Source organism: Pseudomonas sp. NBRC 111132, assembly GCF_001320565.1.
Classification (GTDB): domain Bacteria; phylum Pseudomonadota; class Gammaproteobacteria; order Pseudomonadales; family Pseudomonadaceae; genus Aquipseudomonas; species Aquipseudomonas putida_P.
In genome coordinates, this window is record NZ_BCBI01000017.1 from 54392 (window position 1) to 70313 (window position 15922).

A 15922-nucleotide genomic window follows, 5' to 3' on the forward strand; every position below is an offset into this window, starting at 1 on the left:
TCCTCGCAAGCGCAGGTGAAATCAATGCTCGAACGCTGGCGCGAACGAGGTATCGAACAGGCTCGCCGCCGGGTAACCCTTGATCAGCCCCAGCCCGGCAAAGAAGTCCACGGTTTTCTGCGCATCCACGATCACCTGCGGGTTCAGCGGTGCCACATCGGTGCGCGCACGGGCAAACCAGGCACGGGCAATATCGCGGTCGGCGCGGGTGCGCTTGGCCCAGGCATCGGCATAGGCTTCGGTATGCGCCGGGTCGCTCAAGGTCCAGTCACGGGCCTTTTTCAGGCGCTGGAGAAAATCGCTGATCTGCGCCCGCTTGGCCTCTACCGCCTTGGCGTTGGCCACCACGAAGCTCTGTGCCGGGATCAGCCCTTCGGCCGTGGCCAGCACCCGCGCCCCTTGGCGCTCCTGTTGGGTGACATAAGGCTCCCAGGTGGCGATTACGTCCACCGAGCCACCATCCAGGGCATGCGAGGCGTCCAGGGCACTGAGGTAGCGCAGCTCCAGGGCATCACGCGGCACGGCAGCCTTGTCCAGCGCGCTGAACAGCAACTGCTGGCTCCACGAGCCCTTCCAGATCGCTGCGCGCTTGCCGCGCAAGTCTTCGAGGCTGTGAATGTTCGAGTCCTTGCGTGCCAGGATGGCCACGCCATCGAGGTTCTGCCGGCTGACCGCGATCACCTTGATCGGCGCGCCCAATGCCCCGAGGAACAACGGCGGCGCATCGCCCAGCAAGCCGATGTCCAGGCTGCCCACATTCAGCGCCTCGGCCACCGGCGAACCGGCGGTAAATTGCTTCCATTCGAGGGTATACGGCAGGTCTTCGAGCACACCGGCTGCTTCCATCACGGCACGGGCATTGAAGCTCTGGTCGCCGACCACCAGGGTTTGTGCAGCGGCGGCCAGGCTTAGGGAGCTGGCCAGCACACCGGCGGCCAATTGCTTGAGGTATCGCACGTTCGTCTCCAGGTACCGTCGGGGTACATAAGGCCGATCCGCGCGTGCGGTCTCGTAGGTTGTACGTTCATTTGAAAACAGATCGGGGCAATCTGTAAATGCATTTTATGCATATTAGCTTATGCATATTTTTACTTTTGAGAATATTTAGCGCATTTGCTAGGGTTAAGCAAAACCGCCAGCCGAGCCTGAACCATGAGCCAACCCCTACGCTTCGAGCGCTTGCGACACTTCATCGACGCCCTTTCGCAACTGCTGGACCGGGAAACCGACGAAGCCACACTCCTCGACCAAGGTCAGGGCCTGCTGCGCAGCCTGGTCGCGCATGACGACTGGCTACCAGAGGCATTGGCGCAGCCAGATCCAGCCCGCTATCAGCAATATCTGCTGCACTGCGATTCGCGCCAGCGCTTTTCCATCGTCAGTTTCGTCTGGGGGCCCGGCCAGCAGACGCCGATTCACGACCACCGGGTATGGGGCCTGATCGGCATGCTGCGTGGCGCCGAATACTCGCAAGGCTTCACCCGTAGCGAACAGGGCGCCTTGCTGCCGGCGGGCGAGCCTGTGCGTATCGATCCCGGCCACGTCGAGGCTGTTTCGCCCCGCATCGGCGATATCCACCAGGTCAGCAATGCCTTCGGTGACCGGGTGTCGATCAGTATTCACGTGTACGGCGCCAACATTGGCGCCGTCAGCCGGGCGGTTTACCTGCCCGATGGCACCGAAAAAGCGTTCATTTCCGGCTACTCCAACCACCTTCTGCCCAACATCTGGGACTTGTCCAAAGAGAACCCTGCCCCATGAGCACCGTTGCCACCCGTTCCTATCACGCCATTCGCCAAGCCCTGCTGGCCCATGAAGAACTGGCACTGATCGATGTGCGCGAGGAAGACCCGTTCGCCCAAGCACACCCACTGTTCGCCGCCAACCTCCCATTGTCGAAACTGGAGCTGGAAATTTTCGCCCGCGTGCCCCGCCGTGACACCCCCCTCACGGTGTATGACGACGGCGAAGGGCTGGTTGCTCTGGCGGCCGAACGCCTGGTGGCACTGGGCTACAGCGATGTTGCAGTGCTCGAAGGTGGCCTGGCCGGCTGGCGCGCAGCCGGTGGCGAGCTGTTCCGTGACGTCAATGTGCCGAGCAAGGCCTTTGGCGAGCTGGTCGAAAGCGTGCGCCACACCCCATCGCTGGCGGCCGAACACGTGCAAGCGCTGCTGGACGCCAAAGCCGATGTGGTGGTGCTCGACGCCCGCCGCTTCGACGAATACCAGACCATGAGCATTCCTGGAGGCATCAGCGTGCCGGGCGCCGAGCTGGTGCTACGGGTTGCCGAACTGGCGCCCAGCCCCGCCACCCAAGTCATCGTCAACTGCGCCGGGCGCACCCGCAGCATCATCGGCACCCAGTCGCTGGTCAACGCCGGCATCCCCAACCCGGTGGCCGCCCTGCGCAACGGCACCATCGGCTGGACCCTGGCCGGGCAAACCCTGGCTCACGGCCAGGAGCGCCGTTTTGCAGCGGTCAGCGATACCACCCGCATCGACGCCGCTCAGCGTGCACGCCATGTAGCCGACCGTGCCGGTGTGCTGCGCCTGACGCGCGAAACGCTGGCCACCTGGCAGGCCGATAGCCGCCGTACTACCTACCTGTTCGATGTGCGCACGCCTGAGGAATACGCCCATGGCCACCTACCGGCCAGCCGCAGTGTGCCAGGCGGGCAACTGGTGCAGGAAACCGACCATGTCGCCAGCGTGCGCGGGGCGCGCATCGTGCTGGTGGATGACGATGGCGTACGGGCCAACATGAGCGCCTCGTGGCTGGCGCAAATGGGCTGGCAGGTAGGGGTGCTCGATGGTCTGTCGGTGGCGGACTTCAGCGAGACCGGCGATTGGCAGGCACCGCAGCCTGCACTACCCGCAGTCACCGAAATCGGCGTCGAGCAACTGCATGACTGGCTGCAAGCGCCAGGCACCGTGCTGCTGGACTTCACCAGCAGTGCCAACTACGTCAAACGCCACATTCCAGGCGCCCATTGGGCGATCCGTGCGCAATTACCGCAGGTGCTGGAGCAGTTGCCGGTTGCCGAGCGCTATGTGCTGACCTGCGGCAGCAGCCTGCTGGCACGCTTTGCGGCGGTAGACTTGCAAGCACTTACGCAAACCCCGGTGTATGTACTGGACGGCGGTACTGCGCGCTGGATTGCGGCAGGCAAACCCTTGGACAGTGGCGAAACCCACCTGGCGGTTGCGCGAACCGACCGCTATCGCCGGCCTTATGAAGGCACTGATAACCCACGCGAAGCCATGCAGGGATATCTGGATTGGGAGTTCGGGTTGATTGCCCAACTGGAGCGCGATGGCACCCATGGGTTCAGCGTATTGAGCTGAGATTGCCGGGGCGCTCTGCGCCCCAACCATGCCCGCCATCGATGATTGATCCGCACATATCATTCAGCGTGATAATAACCTTCGTCTCGTTCGATTCGTGCCTCACGCGCAACACACTCACACTCCGCCCACTACTAATACATTGGCGGAGTTCTCCATGGAACAATCACTCAAACCCTTGCGCTTTCCCCTCGCTGCCCTGGCAGTGGTGGTGATCAGCGCTTGCGGTCGAACCCCCGACGCCGTGCAGGCTCCCGCCGCGCCGAAAGTCACCGTTGCCAAGGTGATCGAACAACCGATCAACGAATGGGACGAGTTCACCGGCCGCCTCGAAGCACCGGAAACCGTAGAGGTGCGCCCACGGGTCTCCGGCCAGATCGACCAGGTAGCCTTCACTGAAGGCGCCCAGGTCAAGAAAGGCGACCTGCTGTTCCAGATCGACCCGCGCCCGTTCCAGGCAGAAGTCCGCCGCCTCGAAGCGCAGTTGCAACAAGCCAAGGCCACCGCCATCCGCAGCGCCAACGAGGCCCGCCGTGGCGAGCGTCTGCGTGACAGCAATGCCATTTCCGCCGAACTGGCCGAATCGCGCAGCAGCGCCGCCGCCGAAGCCCGCGCCGGGGTCGATGCGATCCAGGCTCAACTCGACCTGGCACGCCTGAACCTCAGCTTCACCCGCGTCACCGCACCCATCAGCGGCCGCGTCAGCCGCGCCCAGTTCACCGCAGGCAACATCGTCAGCGCCGATGTCACCCCGCTGACCAGCGTGGTGTCCACCGACAAGGTCTATGCCTACTTCGACGCCGACGAGCGCGTTTACCTCAAGTACACCCAGCTGGCCCGCGAAGGCCAGCGTGGCCAGAGCACCCCGGTGTACCTGGGCCTGACCAGCGAAACCGGCAACCCGCACTTGGGCCAGATGAACTTCGTCGACAACCAGGTCAACCCGCGCACCGGCACCATCCGTGGCCGTGCGGTGTTCGACAACAGCGACGGCCAGTTCACCCCTGGGCTGTATGCGCGTCTGAAGCTGGTCGGCAGCGCCCAGTACGACGCCGTACTGATCAACGACGAAGCCGTAGGCACCGACCTTGGCAAGAAGTTCGTACTGGTCATGGACAAGGACAACAAGGCCGCCTACCGCGCCGTGGAGCTGGGGCCGAAGCTGGAAGGCCTGCGCATCGTGCGCAGCGGCCTTGGCAAGGACGACCGCATCGTGGTCAAGGGCCTGCAGCGCGTGCGCCCTGGCTCGCCGGTCACCCCAGAAGAAACGCCAATGGCCAGCGAACAGACCCTCGCCGCCCTCGCCCAGCAGCGCCAGGCCCTGGAGGCCAGCAACCCGGCGCCGAAGGTGGCGGGCAACAACGTGAAAGTCGCCAGCGCCCAGGCGCCACGCGGTTAAGGGAACCTACCGATGAACTTCTCGAAATTCTTCATTACCCGGCCGATCTTCGCCGCGGTGCTGTCGCTGGTGCTGCTGATTGCGGGTTCCATCTCGCTGTTCCAGCTGCCGATCAGCGAATACCCCGAAGTGGTGCCACCCACCGTGGTGGTGCGCGCCAACTTCCCCGGTGCCAACCCCAAGGTCATTGGCGAAACCGTTGCCGCGCCGCTGGAGCAGGCCATTACCGGTGTGGAGAACATGCTGTACATGTCCTCCCAGTCCACTGCTGACGGCAAGCTGACGCTGACCATCACCTTCGCCCTGGGGACCGACCTGGACAACGCTCAGGTGCAGGTGCAGAACCGCGTCACGCGTACCCAGCCCAAACTGCCCGAGGAAGTGACCCGTATCGGTATCACCGTCGACAAGGCCTCGCCCGACCTGACCATGGTCGTGCACCTGACCTCGCCGGATAACCGCTACGACATGCTTTACCTGTCCAACTACGCCATCCTCAACATCAAGGACGAGTTGGCGCGTCTGGGTGGTGTAGGCGACGTGCAGCTGTTTGGCATGGGCGACTACTCGCTACGCGTGTGGCTGGACCCGAACAAGACCGCTTCGCGCAACCTGACTGCCAGTGATGTAGTGGCCGCGATCCGCGAGCAGAACCGCCAGGTAGCCGCTGGCCAGCTGGGCGCCCCGCCCGCCCCCGGCTCCACCAGCTTCCAGCTGTCGATCAACACCCAAGGCCGTCTGGTCAATGAGGAAGAGTTCGAAAACATCATCATCCGCGCCGGTGCCGATGGCGAAATTACCCGCCTCAAAGACATCGCCCGGGTCGAACTTGGCTCCAGCCAGTACGCCTTGCGCTCGCTGCTGAACAACCAGCCGGCGGTGGCCATCCCGATCTTCCAGCGCCCAGGCTCCAACGCCATCGAGATCTCCGACGAAGTACGGGCGAAAATGGCCGAGCTGAAGAAGGACTTCCCGGAAGGGATGGACTACAGCATCGTCTATGACCCGACCATCTTCGTGCGCGGCTCCATCGAAGCGGTGGTGCACACCCTGTTCGAAGCCCTGGTGCTGGTCGTGCTGGTGGTGATCCTGTTCCTGCAGACCTGGCGCGCTTCGATCATCCCGCTGCTGGCAGTACCGGTGTCGCTGATCGGTACGTTTGCGGTGATGCACCTGTTCGGCTTCTCGCTCAATGCGCTATCGCTATTCGGGCTGGTGCTTGCCATCGGTATCGTGGTGGACGATGCCATCGTCGTGGTGGAGAACGTCGAACGTAACATCGGGCTCGGGCTGAAACCCCTGGAAGCCACGCAGAAGGCCATGAGCGAAGTGACTGGGCCGATCATCGCCACCGCGCTGGTGTTGTGCGCGGTGTTCGTGCCGGCCGCGTTCATCTCTGGCCTTACCGGGCAGTTCTACAAGCAGTTCGCCTTGACTATCGCCATTTCCACTGTGATCTCGGCGTTCAACTCGCTGACCTTGTCGCCGGCCCTGGCTGCCGTGCTGCTGAAGGACCACCATGCACCCAAGGACCGTTTCTCGCGGTTCCTCGACAAACTGCTGGGCAGTTGGCTGTTCGCCCCGTTCAACCGTTTCTTCGACCGTGCCAGCCACCGCTACGTCGGCGGCGTGCGCCGAGTCATTCGCTCCAGCGGCATCGCCCTGTTCGTGTATGCCGGCCTGATGGGCCTGACCTACCTCGGCTTCTCGTCCACCCCGACCGGTTTCGTGCCGGCCCAGGACAAGCAGTACCTGGTAGCCTTCGCCCAACTGCCGGACGCCGCCAGCCTCGACCGCACCGAGGCGGTGATCAAGCGCATGAGCGAAATCGCCCTGAAACAACCTGGCGTTGCAGACTCGGTGGCGTTCCCAGGCTTGTCGATCAACGGTTTCACCAACAGCCCGAACAGCGGCATCGTGTTCACCCCGCTCAAGCCGTTTGATGAGCGCAAGGACCCGAGCCAGTCGGCGGCAGCCATTGCAGCCGCGCTGAATGCCCAATTCGCCGACATCCAGGACGCTTACATCGCCATCTTCCCACCGCCGCCGGTACAGGGCCTGGGCACGATTGGCGGCTTCCGCCTGCAAATCGAAGACCGTGGCAACCTGGGCTACGAAGCGCTGTACAAGGAAACCCAGAACATCATCGCCAAGAGCCACAACGTACCCGAGCTGGCAGGCCTGTTCACCAGCTACCAGGTCAACGTGCCGCAGGTCGATGCCGCCATCGACCGGGAAAAGGCCAAGACCCACGGTGTGGCGATCACAGACATCTTCGACACCCTGCAGGTTTACCTGGGCTCGCTGTACACCAACGACTTCAACCGTTTTGGCCGCACCTATCAGGTCAACGTCCAGGCCGAGCAACAGTTCCGCCTCGATGCCGAGCAGATCGGCCAGTTGAAGGTGCGCAACAACCTGGGCGAGATGATCCCGCTGGCGACCTTCCTCAAGGTCAGCGATACCTCCGGGCCAGACCGCGTCATGCACTACAACGGTTTCATCACAGCCGAAATCAACGGGGCCGCAGCGCCGGGCTACAGCTCTGGCCAGGCCGAAGCCGCCATCGAGAAGCTGCTGAAAGAGGAACTGCCCAACGGCATGACCTTCGAGTGGACCGACCTGACTTACCAGCAGATTCTCTCGGGCAATACTGCACTGCTGGTGTTCCCGCTGTGCGTACTGCTGGCGTTCCTGGTACTGGCTGCCCAGTACGAAAGCTGGAGCTTGCCGCTGGCGGTGATCCTGATCGTACCGATGACCCTGCTGTCGGCCATCACCGGTGTGATCGTGTCGGGTGGCGACAACAACATCTTCACCCAGATCGGCCTGATCGTACTGGTGGGCCTGGCGTGCAAGAACGCGATTCTGATCGTCGAGTTCGCCAAGGATGAACAGGCCAAGGGCCTCGACCCGCTGGCTGCGGTGCTGGAAGCCTGCCGCCTGCGCCTGCGGCCGATCCTCATGACGTCGATCGCCTTCATCATGGGTGTGGTGCCGCTGGTGTTCAGCTCCGGTGCAGGTTCCGAAATGCGCCATGCCATGGGTGTGGCGGTGTTCTCGGGGATGATCGGGGTGACCGTGTTCGGCCTGTTCCTGACCCCGGTGTTCTTCTTCCTGATCCGCCGTTTCGTCGAGCGTCGCCAGGCCCGCAAGGCCGAACGCGTTCAAGTGCTGGAGAACCATGCATGAACCTGCTCAAACCCCTGACCCCAAGCCTGCTGGCACTGGCCCTGGCGGCCTGTGCGGTAGGCCCGGACTACCAGGCCCCCGCTACCGAGCCTGCGCAGCTGGCCAGCGATGTGCAGGCCAAGGCCTACGACCGAAGCCGCTTCGAGAGCCTGTGGTGGAAGCAGTTCGACGACCCGGTGCTGAACCAGCTGGTGCAGGCTTCGCTGGACGGCAACCGTGATTTGCGCGTGGCCTTCGCCCGCCTGAAGTCGGCCCGCTCGATCCGTGAAGACGCTGAGAACGATCAGTTCCCGGTGGTCACCAGCCGCGCCAGCAGCGACATCGGCAAGGGCCAGATCCCAGGCCAGACCACCCAGCGGGTGAACAGCGAGCGCTACGACCTGGGCCTGGACATGGCCTGGGAGCTTGACCTGTTCGGCCGCATCCAGCGCCAGATCGAAGCCAGCGAAGCCCAGGAAGCGGTAGCCGCCGCCGACCTGCAGCAGTTGCAAGTCAGCCTGATCGCCGAACTGGTCGATGCCTACGGGCAATTGCGCGGTGCCCAGTTACGCGAAAAAATCGCCCTGGCCAACCTCAAGACCCAGCAGGAATCGCGCACTATCACCGAAACCCTGCGCGATGCCGGCGTGGGCAACGACCTTGACGTGGTGCGTGCCGATGCGCGCCTGGCCGGGGTCGAAGCCACCGTGCCGCAACTGCAGGCCGAACAGGCACGGGCGCGGCACCGCATCGCCACCCTGCTCGGCCAACGCCCTGACGCGCTCAGCGTAGACCTGTCGCCCAAAGCCCTGCCGGCCATCGCCAAGGCGCTGCCGGTGGGTGACCCGGGTGAGTTGCTGCGCCGCCGCCCGGACATCCGCAGCGCCGAACGCCAGCTGGCGGCCGCCACCGCCAACGTGGGCGTGGCCACCGCCGACCTGTTCCCGCGGGTCAGCCTCAGCGGCTTCCTCGGTTTTACCGCCGCGCGCGGCTCGCAGATCGGCTCCTCGGCGGCCAACGCCTGGGCGCTGGGCCCGAGCATTACCTGGGCGGCCTTCGACCTGGGCAGCGTGCGGGCCCGCCTGCGCGGCGCCAAGGCCGATGCCGAAGGGGCATTGGCCAACTACGAGCAGCAAGTACTGCTGGCCCTGGAAGAGTCGGCCAACGCCTTCAGCGATTACGACAAAACCCAGCAACGGCTGTTGTCGCTGATGCGTCAGAGCGACGCCAGCCGCAAGGCGGCGGAGCTGGCCTCGATTCGCTATCGCGAGGGTACGGTGGATTACCTGGTACTGCTCGATGCCGAGCGCGAACGGCTGAGCGCTGAAGATGCACAGGCCCAGGGTGAGGTTGAGCTCTACCGCGGCATCGTCTCGATCTACAAGGCCCTGGGCGGTGGCTGGCAACCGGAGACCGTTGCCAGCGCCCACTGACCCCCGTTTCAACGACTCCTTTGGTTGGTTCCTCCCCCAACCGTTTGCCCCGCAGGCCTTGGCCCGCGGGGCTTTTTTATGCCCGACAGCATCGGGGGCCGAGGCTCGGTACGCAGCGCTCAGGCCTTGTTCAACACGCCCCGCAACAGCAACTCCAGTGCGTTCAAACCCTTCAACAGCCGGCCTTGGCCGTCTTCCCCCTGTGCAATCCAGCAGGCGGCTTCCGCCAGGCTCCCGTAAATCAACGATGCCAACGCCTGTGGGTCGGCTTCGGCAATGACGCCCTGCTGCATGAGGTCTGCGATCAACCGTTGCATCGACGCAATGCACTGCCGTTGCGAACCCGGCGAAGCCCCGCCGAGCACCGCTTTGGCGTCACGCAACACAATGCGCTGAATCTCCGGCTCCAAGGCCATTTCCAGGTAAACCCGACAACGTTGGCGAAAGCCCTCCCAGGCATCTTCGGCCGCCTCCGAAATTGCTTGCAGGCGCTGGTCCATCTCGGCGTCGATCTGCTCCACCACCGCAGTCAACAAGCCTTGCTTGTCACCAAAATGATGATAAAGCGCCCCTCGAGTCAGCCCCGCCTGTGCGGTGAGGTCATCCATGGAGGTGTCCGCATAACCCAGCGCAGTGAAGCACTGGCGGGCGGTTGCCAACAGCGTGGCGCGGGTTTCTTCCATCTCGGCACGGGTGCGGCGAACCATGTGTCTCTCCTTACATACGCAATGCACGTAATGTCACCACGCAGGCCTGGCCCGTGGCAAGCAGCCTGTTCGGTTCGGTTGCAATTACCCCCCGGCTGGCCCAAGCTCTGCCCTTCCCGCCGCCACGGATCGTCAGATGCCCAGACGCAACCGCTACCTGATCGCCCTACTGTCGTCGATTGTGGTATTGGCCCTGTTCGGCTACCTGTGGCGTGACGCCCCGCCCGCGCAGCCTACCTTGCCGGCACACAGCTACACCAAGGCGCTACGCCAGGCACACGACGGTCAGCCTGGAGCAGCACGGGTGCTGTACCAGCAATTACAACGTAACGACCTGCCCGCCATCCGCCGTGCGGCGCTGTACACAGAGTTGCCCAACTACCCCTCGCCGCAGGCATTGAAACTCGCCAGCCAGGACCTGGAGCATGGCGACCCGCTGGTGCGTCGTGCGGCCATTGCGGGTATCCGTCGCCTGCTGCCGGCGGCGCAGCGCAGCCTGGTACTCGGCCCGCTGCTGGACGATGACGACCAAAGCGTGCGCTTTGCCGCCGTGGATGCCCTGCTAGGCCTCGATCCCGACGCCATCGGCCTGTACTTCGGCCCGCTTCAGGCAGCCCTTGAGCAATACCAGCAAGCCCTGGAACAGCAACCCGAGGATGCCGACGCGCAGGTGCACCTGGCGCGCCTGTACCTGCATGAAAACGACTACACCCAGGCCTCCACAGCACTGCAACGCGCGCTGGCGGTTGACCCCGGCAACCTCGACGCGCTGGCCACTCAAGTGCGCCTGCTGGAACGCCAGGGCCATCACGACGCCTCACGCCAAGTACTGGGCAAAGCCTTGACGTTGAGCCCTGACTCGGCCTTTCTGCAGTACGAACTCGGGCTTTGGCTGAACCGCCACGAGCAGCGCGAATATGCCTTGCTGGCCCTTTCCCGCGCCGTCGAACTTGACCCGGACAACACAGACTATCGCTATACGCTGGCGGTTACCCTGCACGAACTGGAGCAACTCGATGCCGCGCAGAAGCAACTGGAAACCGTGCTCAATCGGCAACCCGCCAATCGTCGGGCGCGGGTATTGCTGATTCAGTACTGGAAAGAATCCGGCCAACTGCAGAATGTGCAGGTACTGCTGGCCGAACTGGAACGCCAGAACCCGGACGATCCCGTATTGCAACAGGGCCTGTAGGCCATTCCTGATTTATTGTTGAACCCCGTGCCAGTGCCCGGGGTCCAGTGGATAACAGGCCACCCTACAGGAGAGCCGTTTTGGCCAGTTCGTTGACGCTGGATCAACGTGCGTTGATTCTGGCACCCCCGCCGTTGGCGGCGGACACCTCGAACCTGCTCGCTCGCGCCGGCATCGAAAGCCTGTGTGCGGTCGACATGGCCAACCTGCAGGCGCGCCTGGCCGAAGGCGCAGGTTTGGCGATCATTGCCGAACAAGTGTTCAGCCATGGCCCATGCGAGTCGCTGCAAGCCTATATTGACCAGCAACCAAGCTGGTCGGACCTGCCCATCGTACTGGTGACCCAGGGCGCCTGGTCAGCCACTGGCGCGACTAATCACCCCGTGGGCAACCTGGCATTGCTGATTGCGCCCTTCGAACACGCCCAGCTGTTGCACATGACCCAGTCCGCACTGCGCAACCGCCGCAGGCAATACCTGATACGTGACCAGCTCCATGGCCTGCAGCAGCGCCTGGACACCCAGCTTGAGCCGCCAAACGAAGAACAGCAGCACAGCGAATTCTCCCGTTACCAAGTACGCAAGATGGAAGCCATCGGCCAATTGGCCGGCGGCGTCGCCCATGACTTCAACAATTTGCTCACCAGCATTGGTGGCAGCTTCGAACTGATCGAGCGGCGCCTGCACCAAGGCCGCAGCGACGGCCTGGACGGCGTGCTGAGCATGGGCCGCGAGGCTGTAGCACGCGCCGCCCGCCTGACACACCGCCTGCTGGCATTCTCTTCCCGACAATCGCTGCATAACGAACGAATCGACCTGCATACACTTCTGCAGGCAAAGCGCCTCAAGGCTCGGGTGAGCCCGGCGGTAGCCCTGCAGGTGCAGGTTGCCAAAGGGCTCTGGCCTGTGGAGGCAGACGACGAGCAGCTGCACGAAGCCCTGGACAACCTGCTGCTCAATGCCTGCGAGGCCATGCCCAGTGGTGGTCTACTGCGCATCGAGGCGAGCAATCAATACATCGCCACCGAGCAATTCGCCGACGGCGCTCTGCGCGAGGGCGATTATGTGCGCCTGCGGATCATCGACGACGGCCAGGGCATGGCACAAAGCACACTGGAGCACGCCTTCGAGCCGTTCTTCAGCACCAAGGCGACCGGCCAGGGGATCGGGCTCGGCTTGTCGATGGTGTACGGCTTCAGCAAGCAATCCCACGGGCATGTCACGCTGCACAGCGAGCTTGGCCAAGGCACCCAGGTAGAACTGTACCTGCCCCGCCATCGCGGTGAAGCTCGGCGAGCGTCCAGCCCAACGCCTCCCAAACAAGGCGATTGTAGCCGGCATGTCTTGGTGGTCGAAGATGACCCTGATGTGCGCCATCTGCTGTGCCAGGCTCTGCGCGACGACGGCTTCCCCTGCCACAGCGCCGCCAATGCCAACGAGGGTTTGAAAGTTTTACGCTCGGCACAAGCGGTAGACTTGCTGGTCAGCGATGTTGGCTTGCCCGGCATGAATGGCCGGCAACTGGCCGAAATTGCTCGCAGCCTGCGACCGCACTTGCCAGTGCTATTCATCACCGGCTATGCGGAGACAGCCATGGCCCGTGAGGGCTTCCTGGGCACGGGCATGCACCTGATCTGCAAACCGTTCGAACTGAAGCAGTTGCAGGCCCAAGTGACGCAGATTCTTGGCAAGCCCTGAAGCGCCCTACTCATCAAGCATGCGTATCGCTTCGTCGGCAAGGTCCGCCAACGAGAACGGTTTGTTCATTAACGCCGTGCCCGGCTGGCCGAGCAGTTGCGCTTCAATCGGCTGATCCGCATAGCCTGTGATAAACAGAATCTTCTGCTGTTCAAGTTGCATGCGCATGGCCTTGGCCACTTGCCGGCCACTGAAACCACCCGGCAGGCCGATGTCGGTGATTACCAAATCGAAGGGGCCGCCATAGCGGAAGCGGTCCAGCGCAGTATTGGCATCGCCCACGTCGGTCACGTTGAAACCACGCTCAGTCAGGTATTCGCGCATCACCGCGCGCAAGTTAAGCTCATCATCGACCAACAGCAGGCGCTCGCCTCTTGCCATACGCTGCGGACGCGGTGCCGGCGTGAGCTCGTCCGGTACCGGCTCATGGCACCGAGGGAAAAGCATGGAAACCTTGGTGCCCTTTCCCTGGGTCGACTCGATCCAGGCATACCCGCCCGACTGGCCGACAAAGCCATAAACCATCGACAAACCAAGGCCGGACCCACGCCCGACGGGTTTGGTGGTGAAGAACGGTTCAAATGCCCTGGGGATATCTACCGCCGCCATGCCATGGCCATCGTCCTCGACATGCAAAGCCACGTAGTCGCCTGGGGGCAAGCCACCCTCATCCGGGAAAAAGGCAGTCAGCCGTTCGTTGACGCTGCTGATGGTGACATTGCCTTGCGCCAGGCATGCCTCACGGGCATTGGCGCACAAATTGATCAGCGCATTTTCAAGCTGGCGCACGTCCAAGTTCACCGCCCAGTGCGCAACATCCAGTTGCCAGTGCAAACGCATCTCTGCCCCCAGCGCCTGCAATAACAGCGGCTCGCTCTGACGTAACTGCCGATTGAAATTCAGCGGTCCAGGTGCCAACGGCTGATGGCGAGAAAACGCAAGCAAGCGATGAGTCAGTTCCATCGCACGCTGCACTGAGTCACGCGCGACCTCCACATAGGCCTCCACTCGCTCCAGGCGCCCGTCCTGCAGGCGCCGCTGCAGCAATTCGAGGCTGCCACCAATACCGGACAGCAAGTTGTTCATTTCATGGCCCATGCCGCCCGCCAACTGGCCTACCACCTCCATACGCTCGCTGCTGCGCATCAGCACCTCGGACTGACGTGCAGCCTCTTCGCGCTCTGCGGTAATGTCCCGGCCAACCACGTTCAGAAGGCTGCCATCAAACCGCGCACTCCAGCAAAACCAGTGGTAGTGACCATCGCGGTGGCGCAGACGGGTCTCGATCTGTTCCGCATGACTGTCTTGCAGTAGCCCCGACACTGCCACTTGCACTTCGACACGATCGGCGGGGTGAACCAGCTCCAGTATCGGTATGTCCTGCACCTGTTCTTGAGGCCATCCCAAAATGCGGTGCCAGGCCGGGTTGGCGGCATGCAGTTTCAGTTCCGGGGTAATCGTCATTATGGCGTCGCGCGACAGCTGCCAGAACTGCTCGCGCTCGGCCACATGGCGCTCGACCTGCCGTTCAAATCCCTGCGCCTGCTCACGCCAGTGACGGTGCGCCTCGACGCTGGCCGTGGTTTCGATCACCGTATGCAGAAACCCGGCCACGTTACCGAGTTCATCATGCAGGGGGGCATAACCGAACGCGCACCATAGCGGCTCGGCGCCTTCGCCCCGGACGATTCGCAGGGGTGGGTCCTCGACGAAACTCGAGCGCCCCTCAAGTACGTTGAACACCCAAGGCCCCACTGCTGGCCAGACATCATGCCAAAGGGCATCGAACGTCTTACCCAGCGCATCATGGGTAACAGCCCGCAGCGCCCGATAGCCATCGTTGTGCACCACACAGAGGTCAGGCCCCCAGACCACCGCACACGGGAACGGCGACAAGTGCATCATGTCTACAGCAATGCGCAATGAAGCCGGCCAGCGCGGCAATGGCCCGAGCGAGGTATGCCCCCACTCGAACTGGGCGATGCGTTCCCCCATCGGCTTGATCGATGACGAAACAAGCGACTGCCGTATAGCCTGCGGTACAGGCTCGCGTGGCGTACCGTTTGCGACCAATGTCGTGGCTCCAGCTGTGAATTCATTCAACTTAGCACAGCATGCATCGCACACCATGACGCCCTGGCTGGTGGCAGCTATGCTCATTAGGTTTTTCCTCGGGCCAGGGAGCAACGGCCCATTCAGGTTGCCGACGGGAGCGTGGTCATGAGCAAGAAAATACTGGTAGTACTGACCAATACAGCCAAGTATCCGACGCTGAGTCGGGCGACCGGGCTGTGGCTGGGCGAAGCGGTGCACTTTGTCGAGAAGGTCGAAAAGGCCGGCTACACGGTCGATTATGTCAGTCCACAGGGCGGCTACATCCCCATCGACCCACACAGCCTGCAGATGGCCCCCGACCTGGACTGGCAATGGTATGACGACAAGGGCTTCATGAATCGCCTGGGCAGCACCTTTAGCCCTGGCCAGGTAAAGGCCGAAGAATACAGCGTCATCTACTACACAGGCGGGCACGGAGTGATGTATGACTTTGCCGAAAACCAACCGCTGCAGGAGCTGGCACGCAAGGTCTACGAAAATGGCGGCATTGTTGCCGCAGTGTGCCACGGTGTGGTCGGCCTGCTGAACATCAAGCTCAGCGACAATAGCCTGCTGCTGAAAGATCGGAAGGTAACCGGCTTTTCCAATATCGAGGAAAAACTGGTCGAGTTGGACAACGTGGTGCCATTCCTGACAGAAAACGAGTTGGGTGGCCGTGGCGGCGTGTACAGCAAGCATGACGATCCATGGAAGCCATACGTGGTCGATGATGGTCGACTGATCACCGGGCAGAACCCTGCCTCTACCGCGCTGCTCGCCGAAAAAGTCCTCGCGAAACTCCAGGGCAAGTAAAACCTTACATTAACCTTGTTGGTTTCCTATCGAGCAGACTGCACGCGGACTACAGCAGGCAGCTCATTGAAA

The 15922-nt window shown here is 62.8% G+C and carries 11 protein-coding genes; 8 read left to right on the forward strand and 3 right to left on the reverse strand.

The window, feature by feature from the left end; genetic code table 11:
* Positions 1-21 precede the first annotated feature (21 nt).
* On the reverse strand, positions 22-957 hold the full coding sequence (locus APH35_RS10695) for an ABC transporter substrate-binding protein (protein ID WP_012272155.1): 936 nt from the start codon (positions 955-957) through the stop codon (positions 22-24).
* Between the two features lie 195 nt (positions 958-1152).
* Here APH35_RS10695 and APH35_RS10700 point away from each other — a divergent pair, with 195 nt between their 5' ends.
* The 5 genes from APH35_RS10700 to APH35_RS10720 all read left to right on the forward strand — a co-directional run bounded on the left by APH35_RS10700 (position 1153) and on the right by APH35_RS10720 (position 9347).
* Positions 1153-1761 carry a cysteine dioxygenase gene (locus APH35_RS10700; protein ID WP_012272154.1) on the forward strand — a complete coding sequence of 203 codons (609 nt, stop codon included), beginning with the start codon at positions 1153-1155 and terminating at the stop codon, positions 1759-1761.
* Positions 1758-3344 (forward strand): rhodanese-related sulfurtransferase, encoded by a 1587-nt coding sequence (locus APH35_RS10705; protein ID WP_012272153.1) that lies wholly within the window; start codon positions 1758-1760, stop codon positions 3342-3344. The genes APH35_RS10700 and APH35_RS10705 overlap by 4 nt, the downstream gene beginning before the upstream one ends.
* Before the next feature lie 157 nt (positions 3345-3501).
* A complete protein-coding gene (mexE, locus tag APH35_RS10710; RefSeq protein WP_012272152.1) occupies positions 3502-4743 on the forward strand; it encodes a multidrug efflux RND transporter periplasmic adaptor subunit MexE in 1242 nt (413 codons plus the stop codon).
* Positions 4744-4755: 12 nt separating this feature from the next.
* Positions 4756-7935: an efflux RND transporter permease subunit gene (locus APH35_RS10715; protein WP_012272151.1), complete on the forward strand. Its 3180-nt coding sequence runs from the start codon at positions 4756-4758 to the stop codon at positions 7933-7935.
* The gene (locus tag APH35_RS10720) at positions 7932-9347 is read left to right on the forward strand and encodes an efflux transporter outer membrane subunit (RefSeq protein ID WP_060514772.1); all 1416 of its coding nucleotides are present in this window, start codon (positions 7932-7934) and stop codon (positions 9345-9347) included. Before APH35_RS10715 ends, APH35_RS10720 begins: the two co-directional genes overlap by 4 nt.
* 119 nt (positions 9348-9466) lie before the next feature.
* Here APH35_RS10720 and APH35_RS10725 read toward each other — a convergent pair whose 3' ends face one another.
* Entirely contained in the window at positions 9467-10054 is a 588-nt protein-coding gene (locus APH35_RS10725; RefSeq protein WP_012272149.1) for a TetR/AcrR family transcriptional regulator, read from the reverse strand.
* Between the two features lie 136 nt (positions 10055-10190).
* Here APH35_RS10725 and APH35_RS10730 point away from each other — a divergent pair, with 136 nt between their 5' ends.
* On the forward strand, positions 10191-11246 hold the full coding sequence (locus APH35_RS10730; protein WP_012272148.1) for a HEAT repeat domain-containing protein: 1056 nt from the start codon (positions 10191-10193) through the stop codon (positions 11244-11246).
* An 80-nt stretch (positions 11247-11326) separates the two neighbouring features.
* Complete coding sequence (locus APH35_RS10735; RefSeq protein ID WP_060514773.1) at positions 11327-12943, forward strand: response regulator; 1617 nt, start codon at positions 11327-11329, stop codon at positions 12941-12943.
* 6 nt (positions 12944-12949) lie between these two features.
* On the opposite strand, the gene APH35_RS10740 is transcribed toward APH35_RS10735, so the two are convergent.
* Entirely contained in the window at positions 12950-15073 is a 2124-nt protein-coding gene (locus tag APH35_RS10740; RefSeq protein ID WP_060514781.1) for a hybrid sensor histidine kinase/response regulator, read from the reverse strand.
* Between the two features lie 90 nt (positions 15074-15163).
* Here APH35_RS10740 and APH35_RS10745 point away from each other — a divergent pair, with 90 nt between their 5' ends.
* The gene (locus APH35_RS10745) at positions 15164-15850 is read left to right on the forward strand and encodes a type 1 glutamine amidotransferase domain-containing protein (protein WP_012272145.1); all 687 of its coding nucleotides are present in this window, start codon (positions 15164-15166) and stop codon (positions 15848-15850) included.
* The last annotated feature ends 72 nt before the right edge of the window (positions 15851-15922 follow it).